The organism is Streptomyces sp. NPDC096152 (assembly GCF_044763235.1).
In the GTDB taxonomy this organism is placed as follows: domain Bacteria; phylum Actinomycetota; class Actinomycetes; order Streptomycetales; family Streptomycetaceae; genus Streptomyces.
Window position 1 is genome coordinate 873,913 of sequence record NZ_JBIWFW010000003.1, and the last position, 15,151, is coordinate 889,063.

Sequence of the window (15,151 nt, forward strand, 5' to 3'; positions counted from 1 at the left end):
GGCTACTTCCTCCCCTTTTTCGGGTCCTGGGCACCACGAATCGCCTCGGCCAGCTGGTGGTCGATGTCCTCGTACGCCTTCGCGGCCGCTTTCGCGATCTGAGCAAGCGCGTCGATCTCGCCGGTCAGCTTCTCGCGGCTGATTTCCCAGTTGCTCGCGAAGTCCCCGAACTTCTCGGCGAGATCGCCGTCACCGAAGTCGTCCTCGTACTTGTCGCCGAGTTTCTCCAGACCGTCGAAGGCCTTTTTGATAGTGCTGAGCCCCGTCCCCATGCCCCTGATCACGTCAAGGTCGAGCCGGGTGTGATCGGCTTCGCCGCCCACGACACCCCCGTGTGCGCTGTTGCAGTTCTGCTGGATGGCCGACTCTTCGTCGGCGACACAGCGGTGCAACGGAGCAATGCGTGCTCCGTTGCACCGGAATGAGGTCCTACCGACCGACCTCAGCTGCCCTTGACGCCCCGCGCCAGCTGGTCGTCCAGGTCCTCGTAGGCCTGCTTGGCCTTCTTCAGGAACTCGGAGAGGCCGTGGAGGCCGTGGATGGTCTTGACGGCGCCCTTGGCGAACTCGCGCATGGAGTCCTCGTAGGCACCGGACGCCTTCTGCGTGGTGAAGCCGTCCTCGACCAGCTTCTTGACCCGCTTCTCGACCGAGTGGATCTGGGTCTCCAGGTCGTGCATGTCCTTGAGAAGATCGCTGGCGGTCTTCTCCATCTCGGCATAAGTAAGGTCCGTGTCTTTGCCCTTGCCGGCCATGACGGCTCCCTCCCGTTTTCGTACGCCGCAGGGCCTGCCCCCGTGGCTTGCGTCGCGCGGCCGACCCGGTCGTCCGGTCGTCCGGTCGCCCACAGGCCGTCCGCATGAGCAAAGATCTTACGGGTGGGGCTGTTGGGATGACAGGGACGTCAGGCAACAGGACCGTGAAGGCCCGCACAGCCCCGCACAACCCGTTGCCCGGCCCAAGGGCGCGGCGGTTAAGGTCACTTCCACTGTGTTCAGCGTTCCGGGGACGGCCTCAGCCCCACGAGGAGGACGAACGTGCGCCTGAGTCTGACCGTCGTCGACCCGCTCGGCGGGGGCGGCGCCGACGTGGTGCTCGACGCCGATCCGGAGTCGACGGTCGGTGACATCACCCGGGAGCTGGCGCGGCAGGTCGGCGCGGGCGAGGGTGCGCGGATCATCCCCATCGGCGGCCAGCGGAGCCCCGTTGGCACGCCCCAGGCCTACGTCGACGGCTATCCCCTCGACCCCGCGGCGACCGTGGTCGGTTCGCCGCTGCGGGAGGGTGCCGTCGTCAGCCTGCACGACCCGGCGGGCTGCGTCCTCGGCGAGCCGACCGGTGTGGTGGAGTTCCGCGTGGCCGGCGGTCCCGGGGCCGGGTCGGTGCACCGGCTCGGCGTGGGCCGGTACGACATCGGCAGCGGCCCGACCGCGCACCTGCGCATCGACGACCCCGAACTCGCCGAACGCGCCGCCACCTTGTCGATATCCATCGACGGCACCTGCGAGGTGACCCTGCACGGGGGCACGTCCAGCCGTGTACAGAACGGCGGATCCGGTGGGAAGGACGAGAAGGGCAAGGACAACAAGGCCAAGGACGGCAAGGCCAAGGACGGCAGGAGCAAGGACGGCAGGAGCAAGGACGGCAGGAGTAAAGGTGCAAAGGGCGGTGACGGTGACCACCGGCTCCCCCGGCTGGACGGCGAGGAGTTCGACGGGGGCGCCTGGCCGCTCGGCGCGCAGCTCGCCCTGGGCAACAGCCTGCTGGAGATCACCGGTTACACCGCGCCGAACGCGGCCCTGAAGTGGTCGGAGGACGGTGCCGGACTCGACTACAACCGGCCGCCGCGGCTGCGGCCGGCCGAGCGCCGGACCGAGTTCGCGCTGCCCTCCCCGCCCGGTGAGTACGAGGCACGGCCGCTGCCGTGGCTGATGGCGCTGTTCCCGCTGGTCGGCGCGGTGGTCTCGGTGGTGATCTTCGGCCGCTGGTACTACCTGATCATGGCCGTGATGAGCCCGATCATGCTGTTCGGCAACTACTTCATGGACAAGAAGCACGGCCGGAAGTCTCACGCCAAGCAGCTCAAGGAGTACAAGGAGCACAAGGCGCGGATCGAGCAGGACGCCGAGGACGCCCTCGGCGCCGAACGCGCCGACCGGCGGCAGGCGATGCCCGACCCGGCCGCCGTACTGGCCTTCGGCACCGGTCCGCGCACCCGGCTGTGGGAGCGCAGGCGCACCGACGCCGACCACCTCCTGCTCCGCGTCGGCACCGGCCGTGTCCCGTCCGAGGTCGTCCTGAGCGACCCGGAGCAGGACGACCACAAGCGGCAGGTCACCTGGTCCCTGGAGGACTCCCCCGTCGCGCTGCCGCTGAAGGACCTCGGGGTCGTCGGCATCGCGGGGCCGGGCGACTCCGCGCAGGCCCTGGGGCGGTGGGCGGTCGCCCAGACGGCGGTGCTGCACAGCCCCATGGACGTGCAGTTCTACGTCCTCACCGAGAACGACGCCCACCAGCGGTGGGACTGGGTGCGCTGGCTGCCGCACGCGCGGCCGTCCGGCGGCCAGGACGTCAACGTCCTCATCGGGACGGACTCCGAGACGGTCGGCGCCCGGGTCGGTGAGCTGACCCAGTTGCTGACGGCACGTCAGAAGGCGCTGCGGGAGAGCGGACGCAACGGAGACGGCCCCGCGTTCTCCGACCCGGACATCGTCGTCGTCTGGGACGGCTCCCGCAGGCTGCGCTCGATGCCGGGTGTCGTGAAGCTGCTGCGCGAGGGCCCCGCGGTCGCCATCCACGCGATCTGCCTGGACGAGGAGGAACGGTTCCTGCCCGGCGAGTGCCAGGCCGTCGTCGTGGCCGAGCCGCGGCGCACGGACAACGGCGCGGCGCCCGCGCCGGCCGCCGCGCAGCCGGCCGCCGCCGGCGGGTTCCCGTCCTTCCAGGCCTGGCACCACACCGCCGAGCAGACCGGGTACGAGAGCCGGGCGCGCGCGCTCGAACTGCGGCTGCGGGTGGAGCAGAGCGGCGCCCGGCGCAGGACCGACGTACGGCCCGACTTCGTCTCGCCCGCGTGGTGCGCCAGGCTGGCCCGGGCGCTGTCCCCGCTGCGCGACATCAGCGGCGAGACCGAGGACTCCGCGCTGCCCGCCGCCAGCCGGCTGCTGGACGTGCTCCAGCTGGAGCCGCCGACGCGGGACGCGATCGCCGCGCGCTGGCGCATGGGCGGGCAGTCCACCATGGCCGTCATCGGCGAGTCCTACGACGGTCCCTTCGGCATCGACATCCGCAGGGACGGCCCGCACGGCCTGATCGCCGGTACGACCGGTTCCGGAAAGTCGGAGCTGCTGCAGACCGTCGTGGCGGCCCTCGCGGTGGCCAACACGCCCGAGAACATGACCTTCGTGCTCGTCGACTACAAGGGCGGGTCCGCGTTCAAGGACTGTGTGAAGCTGCCCCACACCGTCGGCATGGTCACCGACCTCGACGCGCATCTCGTCGAGCGCGCCCTGGAGTCGCTCGGCGCCGAGCTGAAGCGGCGCGAGCACATCCTCGCGGCCGCCGACGCCAAGGACATCGAGGACTACCAGGACCTGGTGCGCCGGGATCCGTCCCACGCCCCGGTGCCCCGACTGCTCATCGTCATCGACGAGTTCGCGTCCATGGTCCGCGACCTGCCGGACTTCGTCACCGGCCTGGTCAACATCGCGCAGCGCGGCCGTTCCCTCGGCATCCACCTGCTGCTGGCCACCCAGCGCCCGAGCGGTGTCGTCTCGCCCGAGATCCGCGCCAACACCAACCTGCGCATCGCGCTGCGCGTGACCGACGCCGGCGAGTCGACCGACGTCATCGACGCCCCCGAGGCCGGGCACATCTCCAAGAGCACCCCGGGCCGGGCGTACGTCCGTCTGGGGCACGCCTCCCTGATCCCGTTCCAGTCCGGCCGGGTCGGCGGGCGGCGGCCGGGCGCGGCCGACCCGCGGACGCTGGCGCCCTGGGCCGGACAGCTCGCCTGGCAGGACCTGGGACGCGGGGCGCTGCACAAGCCCAAGTCGGAGGCGCGCGAGGACGACGAGATCACCGACCTGAAGGTGCTGGTGGACGCCGTCCGCGAGGCCGACCGGGCGCTCGGCATCCCCGCCCAGCACTCCCCCTGGCTGCCCGCGCTGGAGGAGACCCTGCTGCTGGACGAGATCCCGGCCGTGCGGGCCCAGGGCGCGCTGCCCGCCGCTCCGTACGGCATCGAGGACCTGCCCGCCGAGCAGGCCCGCCGGCCGGTCGCCGTCGACTTCGCGACCTTCGGGCACCTGCTCGTCGCCGGCGCCCCGCGCACCGGCCGCTCGCAGCTGCTGCGCACCGTCGCCGGCTCGCTGGCGCGCACCCACTCGTGCGCCGACGTGCACCTGTACGGCATCGACTGCGGCAACGGCGCCCTGAACGCGCTGACCCGGCTGCCGCACTGCGGCGCGGTCGTCGGACGCAACCAGGTGGAGCGGGTCGTCCGGCTGTTCACCCGGCTCTCGGGCGAACTCGGCCGCCGCCAGGATCTGTTGGCCGAGAAGGGCTTCGCGGACATCGGCGAGCAGCGGGCCGCGGTCGCCGAGGACGAGCGGCTGCCGCACATCGTGCTGCTGCTCGACCGCTGGGAGGGCTGGCTGCCCACGCTGGGCGAGTACGAGCACGGCGACCTGACCGACCAGCTCTTCGCGATGATGCGCGAGGGCGCGAGCGTGGGCCTGCACGTCGTGATCACCGGTGACCGGCAGGTCCTCGCGGGCCGGATCTCCTCCCTGACCGAGGACAAGTACGGCCTGCGCCTCGCGGACCGCAGCGACTTCTCGATGCTGGACATCAACGCCCGCAAGGTGCCCGAGGAGATCCCGCCGGGCCGGGCGTTCCGCAACGAGACCGCCGCGGAGACGCAGTTCGCGCTGCTCTGCGAGGACACCACCGGTCAGGGCCAGGCCGCCGCGCTGATGGCGATCGGCGACGCGGCGGCGGCCCGGGACACGGACGTGCCGCGCGCACGGCGGCCGTTCCGGGTGGACGTCCTGCCGAGCCGGATCTCCTTCGCCGACGCCTGGGCGATGCGCGACACCGCCGCGGCCGCGTCCCCGCTGTGGGCCCTGGTGGGTGTCGGCGGGGACGAACTGACCGCGTTCGGACCGGACCTGGCCGAGGGGGTGCCCGCGTTCGTGATCGGCGGCCCCGCGAAGTCCGGCCGCAGCACGGTGCTGTTGAACTTCGCCCGCTCCTACCTCGCCCAGGGTGTCCGCCTGGTCGTGGCCGCGCCGCGCCAGTCGCCGCTGCGCGAACTGGAGGGCCGGGAGGGTGTGTTGAAGGTCTTCACGGGCCGGGACGTCGACGAGGACGAACTGGAGGAGGCCGTCGGGTCCGCCTCACCCGAGCAGCCGGTGGCCGTCCTGGTCGACGACGCCGAGGTGCTGGACGACTGCGACGCCGAGGACGTGTTCAAGCGGATCATCCAGCGCGGGGCCGAGGAGGGCCTGGCGCTCGTCATCGCCGGTGACGAGGAGGAGATCTGCGACGGCTTCTCCGGCTGGCAGGTCGACGCGAAGAAGGCCCGCCGGGGCATCCTGCTGTCGCCGCAGGACTCCTCCGCGGGCGAGCTGATCGGCATCCGTACGACGCGGAGCATGGTCGGCGGCGCGGTCGCACCGGGCAGGGGGATGCTGCACCTGGGCACCGGGGAGCACATGACGGTCACGACACCGGCGTAGAGCGGGCGGCAGGGCGACGACCGGCGTGGACCGGACGGCAGGGCGACGACCGGCGTGGACCGGACGGCAGGAACGACGACCGGCGTGGACCGGACGGCAGGAACGACGACCGGCGTGGACCGGACGGGCGGAGGCAGGCGGGCATGGGCGGGGGATCGGCGAAGCCGAAGCGGAGGAAGGCGGCCGCGGCGGCGCTGCGCTACGAGCACCGGAAGGGCCGGTCCGCCGCGCCGCGCAAGAATGAGCGGGGCGCCTCGTGCCTCTTCGCGTTCCTGGTGGTTCTGGGCCTCACCGTGTTCCTTCTGCCGACGATCATGATGATGAGGGCCTACGGCAGGGACATCTGGGGCGGTCTCGCTCCCGCCTGGCCCGGTGGCGGCTACGCGTTCGCCGCGACCGTCGGAGCCCTGGTGCCGGTCGCCCTGGGTTCGGTGATCGCCGCGTTGACCCGCATGAACCGGCGTGAGAGCAAGACGCGTTCGCTGGGCCGGGTCGCCGCCGCACTGCCGGGACTGGCCGCGTGCTGGGTGTTCGGGATCGTGATCGGCAGCACGACGCGCCCGAAGCACCGGCGCGACTGGGACGCCGACTGCTACGCGCGGGGCGGTGGATGCTGGGTCCACGCGCACTACCCGTTCGTCTGGGCCGTCGGGCTGGTCACGACGCTGGCCGTGGGCGCGCTCCTCATCTCCCTGCTCGTCAAACTCTCCACGGCGAAGGCCGATTCCGATTCCGGCGAGACGTCCGCCGAATCCTCCTCCCCCGCGGCTGCCTGACCGTCGACAGCCGCGCCCGCGGAATGCCCTCCGGTGAGCTGTCCGCCGTGTACTGGAGGTCGTCCCCGGCCGGGGTGAGACGCACGGTGTGGGGGCCGGGGCGCAGCCCGCGTGATCGGCGGGGCGCCCACGGACGCCGCGACGAACCCGTCGAGGGTGAGCAGCACGTCGGACGGCTTCACGTCCCGGTGCACCAGGCCCGGCTCGTGCACCGCCCCCAGCGACTCGGCGAGGCCCGCGCCCAGGACCCGTACGGAGTGCGCGGGCAGCGGACCGGCGTCCGCGACCGCCGGTAGGCCTACTCCAGCGGGGTGGTGCCGGGGCCGGCGTCCGAGGCGGCGGAAGGTTCGTACGCCAGTACGCCCGCAGTCCCCCGTCAGCCGGTCGGCCGCGTCCTTATGGCTGAAGTGGCCGGAGCAGGTCCACCTTCACGTCCGCCGGGAACCCGGTGGTCGCCCCGACACGCCGGGCGAACTCCTGGACGGCCGCGAGCTGCGGGCCGCCGAAGCTGAAGTCGAGGGTGGTGAAGTACCGCTCCAGGACCTGCTCGTCGAAGGCCTCCCAGCGGGCCGCCTGTTCGGCGACCTTGCCGACCTCCTCCAGGGAGAGGTTGCGGGAGGCGAGGAAGGCCTCGTGGACCTTGCGGGTGATGACCGGCTCGCGGTCGAGGTAGTCCCGGCGCGCCGCCCACACCGCGAAGACGAACGGCAGCCCGGTCCACTCCTTCCACAGGGCGCCCAGGTCGTGCACCTGGAGGCCGTAGCGGGGCCCGTCGAGCAGGTTGGCGCGCAGGGCGGCGTCGCCGATGAGCACCGCGGCCTCCGCCTCCTGCATCATCAGGCTCAGGTCGGGCGGGCAGGTGTAGTAGTCGGGGGTCACGCCGTACCGCTCGGCCAGCAGCAGTTGGGCGAGGCGCACGGAGGTGCGGGAGGTCGAGCCGAGGGCGACCCGGGCGCCGTCCAGCCGGTCCAGCGGGACCTGGGAGACGATCACGCAGGACATCACCGGGCCGTCGCAGCCGACGGCGATGTCCGGGAAGGCGACCAGGTCGTCGGCGTTCTTGAGGAACTCCACCAGGGTGACGGGGCCGATGTCGAGGTCTCCTCGCACCAGCTGCTCGCTGAGCTTCTCCGGGGTGTCCTTGGTGAGCTCGAAGTCGAGGAGGGTGCCGGTTCTCGCGAGCCCCCAGTACAGGGGCAGGCAGTTCAGGAACTGGATGTGCCCGACGCGCGGCCGGGTGCGAGAATTGTCCACATCGCGAGGCTAGACCCTGCCCGGGCGGGCTCGGACGCGGCCCCCAGCAACCCTTGGCGTCAACCTCTCACCAGAGCCTTCAAACGTCCGGGTGACGTGATCTTGACCTCTATTGCTTTCGGCTGCCCTCATGCTAGGCTCACCAGCAAGTTGCAGTTTGGTTTCCCTTGCAGTACAGAGCCTGCGGAGCATGTAACCGCGGGCTCTGATCGTTTTCAGACGCATGCAGTTGTGCGGCCGTGCCGTTATTACTTGCAGGTTCTGGAGCAGGGCGACCCTTTGAGCCCAAGGAGGGCTTATGGCTACCGGAACCGTGAAGTGGTTCAACGCCGAAAAGGGCTTTGGTTTCATCGCCCAGGAAGGCGGCGGCCCCGACGTCTTCGTCCACTACTCCGCGATCAACGCGACCGGCTTCCGTTCCCTCGAAGAGAACCAGCAGGTGAGCTTCGACGTGACCCAGGGCCCGAAGGGCCCGCAGGCGGAGAACGTCACCCCGGTCTGAGCGATCGACGCGCAGTAAAATTCTGATTGCAGTACCCAAGGAGCTCCGCGCCTTTCGGCGACGGGGCTCCTGCCTTTTCCCGCCCGCTTCCCTCCGCCCGGCCCGTGGGCAGGTGAATTCTCGGCGAACTCCTCACCCCGGCCGGACACCGCTCCCAGCGGCCCACCGGTCTCCTTGCGGCGCGTCCGGCGAGGCCATGTCGTCAGTGGCCGCCGCCAGGGTCCGGCCCCATGACCGACGGGTTCCGGCCCCATGACCGACGGGTGACGGCGTTCCTGCCCGCGCTGGGGCTGCCGGTGTTCGGCGTCGATCTGTCGGCGGGGACGGTGGAGTTCGCCCGCCGCGAGCACCCGGGGCCGCGCTTCGAGCAGGGGTCGATGCTGGCGCCGGGCCTGCCCGGCGGCGCGTGAGCGACGGCCCTCCCGAGGCGGCCACGGTCAGACCGGGACCGGCCGCCCCGCGTCACCTGGCGTACAGACGCTCCACCTCGCGTGCGAAGTCCCGCATGATCGCCTCGCGGCGGAGCTTCATGGACGGGGTCAGGTGGCCCGCCTCCTCGGTGAACTCCACGGGGAGGACGGCGAAGCGGCGGATCGACTCCGGGCGGGAGACCAGTTTGTTCGCCTCGTCCACCGCCCGCTGGAGCACCGCGGCCAGATCGGCGTCGTCGACGAGGAACTCGGCGGGCACCGGGTGCTTGCCGTGCATCTGGCGCCAGTGCGTGATGCCGTCGGGGTCCAGGGTGATCAGGGCGGAGACGTAGGGGCGGCCGTCGCCGAGGACCATGCACTGCGAGACCAGGGGGTGGGAGCGGAGCCAGTTCTCGAGCGGGGCCGGCGCCACGTTCTTGCCGCCTGCCGTGATCAGGATCTCCTTCTTGCGGCCCGTGATCGTCAGGTAGCCCTCGTCGTCGAGGCGGCCGATGTCGCCGGTCGGGAACCAGCCGTCCTGGGTGGCCGGCACCACCCCGCCCGCGTTCGGGTCCCAGTAGCCGCGCAGGACCTGACCCCCGGAGAGGAGCACCTCGCCGTCCGCCGCGATGCGCACCCTCGTGCCCGGCAACGGCCAGCCCACCGTGCCCAGGCGCGGCCTCTGCGGAGGCGTCACCGTGGCCGCGCCGGTGGTCTCGGTCAGGCCGTAGCCCTCGTAGATCTCGATGCCCGCCCCGGCGAAGAACGCGCCGAGGCGGCGGCCGAGCGGGGAGCCGCCGCAGATGACGTGGCGCAGGCGGCCGCCCAGGGCGTTGCGGATACGGCGGTACACCAGCGGGTCGTAGAAGGCTCTCCCGGTCTTCAGGGCGCGGGTGGGGCCCGGTCCCTGGCCGTGCTGGCGGGCCTCCGTCGCCTCACCGAAGCGGCGGGCCACCTCCGCCGCGCGGTCGAAGGAGGAGGCCCGGCCGGCGCGCTCGGCAGTGGCCCGCGCGTTGTTGTAGATCTTCTCCAGCATGTACGGGATGGCGAGCAGGAACGACGGCCTGAAGCTCGCCAGGTCGGCCAGCAGGTCCTCCGCCTGCAGGCTCGGCGCGTGGCCGAGGCGGACCCGGGCGCGCACGCAGGCGACCGCCACCATGCGGCCGAAGACGTGGGAGAGCGGCAGGAAGAGCAGCGTCGAGGGCTCTTCCTTCGTCTTCGCGCGGAAGACCGGGTGGAGCAGCTCGACCGCGTTGTCGACCTCGGCGAGGAAGTTGCCGTGGGTCAGCGCGCAGCCCTTCGGGCGGCCGGTGGTACCGGAGGTGTAGATCAGGGTGGCCAGGGTGTCGGGGCCGAGGACGCCCCGGCGTACGTCGATCTCCTGGTCGTGGACGGCCGCGCCCACCTCCGCCAGCTGGTCCACGTGGCCGGCTTCGATGACCCAGAGGTGCCGCAGGCCGAACAGGTGCTGCCGTTCGGGACCGAGCGCGGCCGCCTGGGCCGTCGTCTCGGTGATCAGGGCGACGGCGCCGGAGTCCTGGAGGATCCAGCGGGTCTGGAAGAGCGAGGAGGTGGGGTAGACGGGGACGGTGACCAGACCGGCGGCCCAGGCGGCGAAGTCGAGGAGCGTCCACTCGTACCGCGTGCGGGCCATGACCGCGATCCGGTCGCCCGGCATCAGGCCTCCCGCGATCAGCCCCTTCGCCACCGCCTGTACCTGGTGGGCGAACTGAGCTGCCGTCACGTCCGTCCAGCCGCCGTCCGCGCCGCGCCGGCTGAGCACCGGCTTGCCGGGTTCGGCGACCGCGTTCTCGAAGGGCAGGTCGGCCAGCGAACCGTGGGTCACCGCCCGCACCAGCGGGGGCACATGGGCCTCCCGCACCTCGCCGTCCAGCCGGCGCGTGAACGGCGCGGTCAGCACCGGCCCACCGTCGGGGTCGTAGTCGAACTCCGGCGCGGCCGGCGGCACGGAGGACGGGGACGAGTACGAGATGGGCATGGCAGCTCCTGGGGACTGCAGCGACAGCGGCTGCGTGCTGCTGTGCTGCATGAGGTACGTGCTGGACGTACGGAGTCGTTCACCGTGGCGCGCGACGCCGTTCACGGTGGCGTGCGACGCGGGGGTTACCGCCGGTCAGAAGCGCGATCGTACGGCTCGCCTGTGGGGAGGTCGTGCGGGTTCGGAGAGGGACCCGAGATGGTCCGGCGCCGGGGCTGTGCAACCTTCAATCTCCAGCGGAGCCCGGCCGCGGGACCTGCGGACCCCGCTCCTCGGTGGTCCCTCAGGCCCGCTCCGGGACCGCCGTCACGCCCTGTCCGCCCGCCGCGCGGACCGAGATCAGCCCGCGCCCCGGGCCGCCGCGCTCGGCGAGCAGCCGGGCCAGGGTCGCCACGATCCGGGCGCCGGTGGCGGCGAAGGGGTGGCCGGTGGCCGGCGAGGACCCGGCCACGGTCAGCCGGGCGCGGTCCACCGGGGCCAGGCCGCGCTTCTTGCCCGCGGGGGCTCAAGAGGGTTCATCTCGACCTGCTCCTCCCCCGTGACATAGACTTACCGCCGGTAACCTTACTCCAGAGTAAGCAAAAGTGAGCCGATCGGGAGACACCCCATGGCCGACCGCTATCTGAGCTTCGCCGGCACCGCGCCCGGCCGCTTCCTGACCCGCCGGCTGGGCCTGCCCCAGCCGGCCGCCCTGAAGCGCTGGTCGGCACGACAGCCGTCCCTGGACGGCCCCTTGCTCCGGCTCACCGCGGGCACGCCGGCCCTCCCGGACCTCGCTCCCGTCCTGGACCGCACCGGACTCGCCCCGGGAGAAAGGGAACCCGCCGCGGTCGTCCTGGACGCGACCGGGGTCCGGGACGTCGACGCGCTCGGCGAGGTGCACGCCGCCCTCCACCCCGTCGTGCGGTCGGTCGCCGCGAGTGGCCGCGTGGTCGTGCTGGGCGCCCCGCTCGACCCGGCCGACCACCACCAGGCGGCCGTGCAGCAGGCGCTGGAGGGCTTCGTGCGCTCGCTGGGCAAGGAGATCGGCCGGGGCAGGACGGTGAACCTCGTCCGGCTCGCCGACGCGGCCGCCGCCGAGTCCACGCTGCGCTTCCTGCTCTCCCCCAGGTCCGCCTACGTCAGTGGCCAGGTGGTCCACGTCGGCGCCCACGAGGTCACCGCCCCCGGCGACTGGGACACTCCGCTGTCCGGACATACCGCCCTCGTCACCGGCGCCGCCCGCGGCATCGGCGCGGCGGTCGCCGAGACGCTGGCCCGCGACGGCGCCCGGATCGTCGTACTGGACGTGCCGGCGGCCGAGGAGGACGCCCGGAAGGTCGCCGACCGGCTCGGCGGCACCGCGCTCGCCCTCGACATCACGGCCGCGGACGCGGGCGAGCGGATCGCCGCCGCGCTGCCCGGCGGACTGGACGTCCTGATCCACAACGCGGGCATCACCCGGGATCGCCGGCTGGTCAACATGCCCGCCGAGCGCTGGAGTTCGGTGCTGGAGGTCAACCTGGCGAGCGTGCTGCGCACCACCGACGCGCTGCTCGGCGCGGGCACGCTGCGGCCCGGCGGGCGGATCGTCGCCACCGCCTCGATCGCGGGCCTCGCCGGGAACGCGGGCCAGACCAACTACGGCGCGAGCAAGGCGGGCATCGCCGGCCTGGTCCGCTCCCTCGCACCCCGCGCGCTGGCCGAGCACAGGGTGACGGTCAACGCGGTGGCGCCGGGGTTCATCGAGACGAAGATGACCGCCGCGGTCCCCCTGTTCCTCCGCGAGGCGGGCCGCCGTATGAACTCCCTGGCCCAGGGCGGCCTGCCCGTCGACGTCGCCGAGACGACGGCCTGGCTCGCCCACCCGGCCTCCGGCGCGGTCAACGGCCAGGTGGTCCGGGTCTGCGGCCAGAGCCTGCTGGGGGCCTGACCATGCCCCTCTCACGCGCCGGCGACCCGGCCCCGGTCGTCCTCACCCGCTCTCCCGCCCTGGCGCCCCTGCTCGCCCGCGGCGCCCTGCGCTCACCCGGCAAGCGGCCCCGGCCCGACGCGCCAATCCCCCGGGCCCGGCTGGTGCTGCCCGCCGTCCGCGTGGACCTCGCCCGGCTCGCCGCCTACGAGCGGGTGTGCGGCTTCGCCACCGGCGACGACGCGCTCCCGATCACCTATCCGCACGTGCTCGGCTTCCCGCTGGCCATGCGCCTGATGAGCGGCCGGGACTTCCCGCTGCCGCTGCTCGGGCTGGTGCACACCTCCTTCGCCGCCACCCGGCACACCGGCCTGACCGCGACGGGCACCTACGAACTGGCCGTGCACGTGGCCGGGTTGGCCCCGCACCGGCGCGGCACCGAGGCCACCGTCGTGACCGAGGTGCGCTCGGGCGGGGACATGGTCTGGGAGTCGACGAGCACCTATCTGGCGCGCCACCGGACCGGCGGTCCCGCGGCCGAGCCGCCCCGCGAGGAGCGTGCGCCGCTGCCCGCCGTCGCCGAGTGGCGGATCGCGGGGGACGTCGGACGGCGGTACGGCGCCGCGTCCGGGGACCGCAACCCCATCCACCTGTCCCCGCTGACCGCCCGCCTGTTCGGCTTCCCACGGGCCATCGCGCACGGCATGTGGACCGTGGCCCGCTGCGTCGCCGCCCACGGCACACCGCAGGCCGCCCTGGTCCGCGCGGAGTTCAGGGCGCCGGTCCTGCTGCCCGCCACCGTCTCCTACGCGGCGGACCGCGCCGGCCGCTTCGAGCTGCGCGCCGAGAGCGGCGGCCGGGTGCACCTCACGGGCGAGGTGCGTCCCCTGTCCGGGTGACCTCCCCTTCCGCGCTCCCGGCCGCGCGGGCGGCCGGCGGGGCCCAGGGGCGGCCCCGCATGAGGCTGCCCAGGCCGGCCCAGGCGAAGTTCATCAGGGTGGCCGCCGCCTGGCGGGCGGTGACGCCCGGGGTGGCGTTGGCCCAGTCGGCGAGGGACTCGGCGGCGCCGACGAGGGCCTCGGCGAGACCGGCGACCTCCCGCTCGGGCAGGTCCGGATCGCGGTGCGCCTCACGGGCGGCGACGACGATCAGCTGCGTGACGAACGCGACCATCCCCGCGCGCATCGCGGCGACCTCGGCCGCGAACGGCTCGCCGTGCGTACGGGCCTGCAGATGCAGCACCGCCCAGCCGTCCGGATGGCGCGCGGTGTGCGTGAAGAACGCGCACAGTCCTTCCCAGAGTTGGCGGTCGGCGGGCAGCTCGGGACGCGCTCCGGCGCGCACCGCCTCGGTCAGCGCGGCGGCCTCGCGGCGGATGCACGCGGTGAAGAGGTCTTCCTTGGAGTTGAGGTACAGATACACCAACGGCTTGGAGACACCGGCGAGTTCGGCGATCTCGTCCATCGACGCGGCCATGTAGCCGCGCTGGCCGAAAGTCCGGACGGCGGCGTCCAGCATCTGCTGTTCCCGCACGGCCCGCGGCATCCGCTTGGTCTTCACGGCACCCATGGGGGCAAGCCTACGGTTCGGGAACCGGCGTCCGCCCGGCCGTGCGGGACCCGCGCGGTTACAGCGGCCGAATCACGACGTCCGGCTCTGGGCGCGGGCCGCGTCGTCGGCCCCGTCCTCCACGGCGCGGTTGGCGTCGATGTTCGCCTTCATACGGTCCACCCGGCCGACGACCTGGACCGACGCCCGGTCCCGCTCCTTGCGCAGGACGACGAAGCTGATCGGGGCCGAGATGACCATGGCGAGCAGGATCATCCACAGGCCGTTGGAGGCGCCGAGGCCGCGCGGGGCGACGCCGGAGTAGACGAGGCCCCAGACGACCACGAGGCAGCCCACGAAGATCCCGAGGCGCATCAGCGTGTAGCGGAGCATCTCAATCCACTCTTTCGTTTCCGAACGATCCCAATCCGAACAATCCCAAAGGGCACCGTCCAGTGAAGCACGTCCGGAGCCCGATCTTGCAAGGGGGGCCGCGGCGGCTCAGGCCAGCGGCAGGAGCATGATCACGTCGTCGCGGTCGTCGCCCGGTCCGACCCGGATGGCGCCGGGCACCCGCCCGACCTCCTTGTAGCCGCAGGAGCCGTAGAACCGCTCCAGGCCGGTCCCGCCGCGGCAGGTGAGCCGTATCGACTCGATGCCGCCGATGCCGCGGGCCGCGTCCGCGGCGGCGTCCAGCAGGTCCCGCCCGTAGCCCCTGCCCTGGTGCCGCGGGTGCACCATCACGGTGTAGAGCCACAGCCAGTGGGTCATCAGGCGGTGGGTGTTGAGGGTGAGGAAGGCGGTGGCGGCGACCCGGCCCTCCTCGTCGTGACCCACCAGCAGCCGGGCACGGCCCTCCGCCATCGCCGCGAGGTGCTTGACGAGCTCGGGGCGTATCGCCTCCCGCGACGCCGGCCGTACGAAGCCGACCGCCCCGCCCGCGTCCGTCACGTCGGTCCACAGATCGAGGATGCCGTCGCGCAGGGCGCGGTCCACGGAGGGGTCGAGGGTGAAGGTGAGGGGCATGGAGG

At 72.6% G+C, this 15,151-nt stretch carries 13 protein-coding genes and 1 pseudogene; 6 read left to right on the forward strand and 8 right to left on the reverse strand.

Going from position 1 to position 15,151, the window contains the following annotated elements; translation table 11 throughout:
- Window positions 1-2: 2 nt before the first annotated feature.
- Together ACIQ9G_RS14230 and ACIQ9G_RS14235 are read right to left on the reverse strand one after the other, a co-directional pair.
- The gene (locus ACIQ9G_RS14230; RefSeq protein WP_403608711.1) at window positions 3-323 is read right to left on the reverse strand and encodes a hypothetical protein; all 321 of its coding nucleotides are present in this window, start codon (window positions 321-323) and stop codon (window positions 3-5) included.
- Between the two features lie 119 nt (window positions 324-442).
- Complete coding sequence (locus tag ACIQ9G_RS14235; RefSeq protein WP_392190609.1) at window positions 443-754, reverse strand: WXG100 family type VII secretion target; 312 nt, start codon at window positions 752-754, stop codon at window positions 443-445.
- Window positions 755-1,036: 282 nt separating this feature from the next.
- Between ACIQ9G_RS14235 and ACIQ9G_RS14240 the strand changes: the two genes are divergently transcribed.
- Together ACIQ9G_RS14240 and ACIQ9G_RS14245 are read left to right on the forward strand one after the other, a co-directional pair.
- Entirely contained in the window at window positions 1,037-5,740 is a 4,704-nt protein-coding gene (locus ACIQ9G_RS14240; RefSeq protein ID WP_403608712.1) for an FtsK/SpoIIIE domain-containing protein, read from the forward strand.
- 143 nt (window positions 5,741-5,883) lie between these two features.
- The gene (locus tag ACIQ9G_RS14245) at window positions 5,884-6,516 is read left to right on the forward strand and encodes a hypothetical protein (RefSeq protein ID WP_403608713.1); all 633 of its coding nucleotides are present in this window, start codon (window positions 5,884-5,886) and stop codon (window positions 6,514-6,516) included.
- A 396-nt stretch (window positions 6,517-6,912) separates the two neighbouring features.
- On the opposite strand, the gene ACIQ9G_RS14250 is transcribed toward ACIQ9G_RS14245, so the two are convergent.
- Window positions 6,913-7,770 (reverse strand): menaquinone biosynthetic enzyme MqnA/MqnD family protein, encoded by an 858-nt coding sequence (locus ACIQ9G_RS14250; protein ID WP_403608714.1) that lies wholly within the window; start codon window positions 7,768-7,770, stop codon window positions 6,913-6,915.
- A 298-nt stretch (window positions 7,771-8,068) separates the two neighbouring features.
- Here ACIQ9G_RS14250 and ACIQ9G_RS14255 point away from each other — a divergent pair, with 298 nt between their 5' ends.
- A complete protein-coding gene (locus tag ACIQ9G_RS14255) occupies window positions 8,069-8,272 on the forward strand; it encodes a cold-shock protein (RefSeq protein WP_004984723.1) in 204 nt (67 codons plus the stop codon).
- Between the two features lie 230 nt (window positions 8,273-8,502).
- A complete protein-coding gene (locus ACIQ9G_RS14260; protein ID WP_403608715.1) occupies window positions 8,503-8,682 on the forward strand; it encodes a hypothetical protein in 180 nt (59 codons plus the stop codon).
- Window positions 8,683-8,734: 52 nt separating this feature from the next.
- On the opposite strand, the gene ACIQ9G_RS14265 is transcribed toward ACIQ9G_RS14260, so the two are convergent.
- A complete protein-coding gene (locus tag ACIQ9G_RS14265; protein ID WP_403608716.1) occupies window positions 8,735-10,681 on the reverse strand; it encodes an AMP-dependent synthetase/ligase in 1,947 nt (648 codons plus the stop codon).
- A gap of 283 nt (window positions 10,682-10,964) precedes the next feature.
- Window positions 10,965-11,180, reverse strand: a pseudogene (locus tag ACIQ9G_RS14270) (acetyl-CoA C-acyltransferase); the annotation flags it as partial.
- Between the two features lie 108 nt (window positions 11,181-11,288).
- Here ACIQ9G_RS14270 and ACIQ9G_RS14275 point away from each other — a divergent pair.
- Window positions 11,289-12,593, forward strand: coding sequence for a 3-oxoacyl-ACP reductase (locus ACIQ9G_RS14275; protein WP_403608717.1), 1,305 nt, complete (start codon window positions 11,289-11,291; stop codon window positions 12,591-12,593).
- Window positions 12,594-12,595: 2 nt separating this feature from the next.
- Window positions 12,596-13,471 carry a MaoC family dehydratase gene (locus ACIQ9G_RS14280; protein ID WP_403608718.1) on the forward strand — a complete coding sequence of 292 codons (876 nt, stop codon included), beginning with the start codon at window positions 12,596-12,598 and terminating at the stop codon, window positions 13,469-13,471.
- Here ACIQ9G_RS14280 and ACIQ9G_RS14285 read toward each other — a convergent pair.
- From ACIQ9G_RS14285 to ACIQ9G_RS14295, 3 genes are all read right to left on the reverse strand, one after another.
- On the reverse strand, window positions 13,440-14,141 hold the full coding sequence (locus tag ACIQ9G_RS14285) for a TetR/AcrR family transcriptional regulator (protein ID WP_403608719.1): 702 nt from the start codon (window positions 14,139-14,141) through the stop codon (window positions 13,440-13,442). The genes ACIQ9G_RS14280 and ACIQ9G_RS14285 overlap by 32 nt on opposite strands.
- Window positions 14,142-14,213: 72 nt before the next feature.
- The gene (locus ACIQ9G_RS14290; RefSeq protein WP_403608720.1) at window positions 14,214-14,513 is read right to left on the reverse strand and encodes a DUF4229 domain-containing protein; all 300 of its coding nucleotides are present in this window, start codon (window positions 14,511-14,513) and stop codon (window positions 14,214-14,216) included.
- A gap of 108 nt (window positions 14,514-14,621) precedes the next feature.
- The gene (locus tag ACIQ9G_RS14295) at window positions 14,622-15,146 is read right to left on the reverse strand and encodes a GNAT family N-acetyltransferase (RefSeq protein WP_403608721.1); all 525 of its coding nucleotides are present in this window, start codon (window positions 15,144-15,146) and stop codon (window positions 14,622-14,624) included.
- Between the last annotated feature and the right edge of the window lie 5 nt (window positions 15,147-15,151).

Excerpts from the sequence above, each read along its gene's own strand:
- ACIQ9G_RS14235 (WP_392190609.1), bottom strand. The coding sequence starts at position 754 with ATGGCCGGCAAGGGCAAAGACACGGACCTTACTTATGCCGAGATGGAG.
- ACIQ9G_RS14245 (WP_403608713.1), top strand. The coding sequence starts at position 5,884 with ATGGGCGGGGGATCGGCGAAGCCGAAGCGGAGGAAGGCGGCCGCGGCG.
- ACIQ9G_RS14255 (WP_004984723.1), top strand. The coding sequence starts at position 8,069 with ATGGCTACCGGAACCGTGAAGTGGTTCAACGCCGAAAAGGGCTTTGGT.
- ACIQ9G_RS14260 (WP_403608715.1), top strand. The coding sequence starts at position 8,503 with ATGACCGACGGGTTCCGGCCCCATGACCGACGGGTGACGGCGTTCCTG.
- ACIQ9G_RS14265 (WP_403608716.1), bottom strand. The coding sequence starts at position 10,681 with ATGCCCATCTCGTACTCGTCCCCGTCCTCCGTGCCGCCGGCCGCGCCG.
- ACIQ9G_RS14275 (WP_403608717.1), top strand. The coding sequence starts at position 11,289 with ATGGCCGACCGCTATCTGAGCTTCGCCGGCACCGCGCCCGGCCGCTTC.
- ACIQ9G_RS14280 (WP_403608718.1), top strand. The coding sequence starts at position 12,596 with ATGCCCCTCTCACGCGCCGGCGACCCGGCCCCGGTCGTCCTCACCCGC.
- ACIQ9G_RS14285 (WP_403608719.1), bottom strand. The coding sequence starts at position 14,141 with ATGGGTGCCGTGAAGACCAAGCGGATGCCGCGGGCCGTGCGGGAACAG.
- ACIQ9G_RS14290 (WP_403608720.1), bottom strand. The coding sequence starts at position 14,513 with ATGCTCCGCTACACGCTGATGCGCCTCGGGATCTTCGTGGGCTGCCTC.
- ACIQ9G_RS14295 (WP_403608721.1), bottom strand. The coding sequence starts at position 15,146 with ATGCCCCTCACCTTCACCCTCGACCCCTCCGTGGACCGCGCCCTGCGC.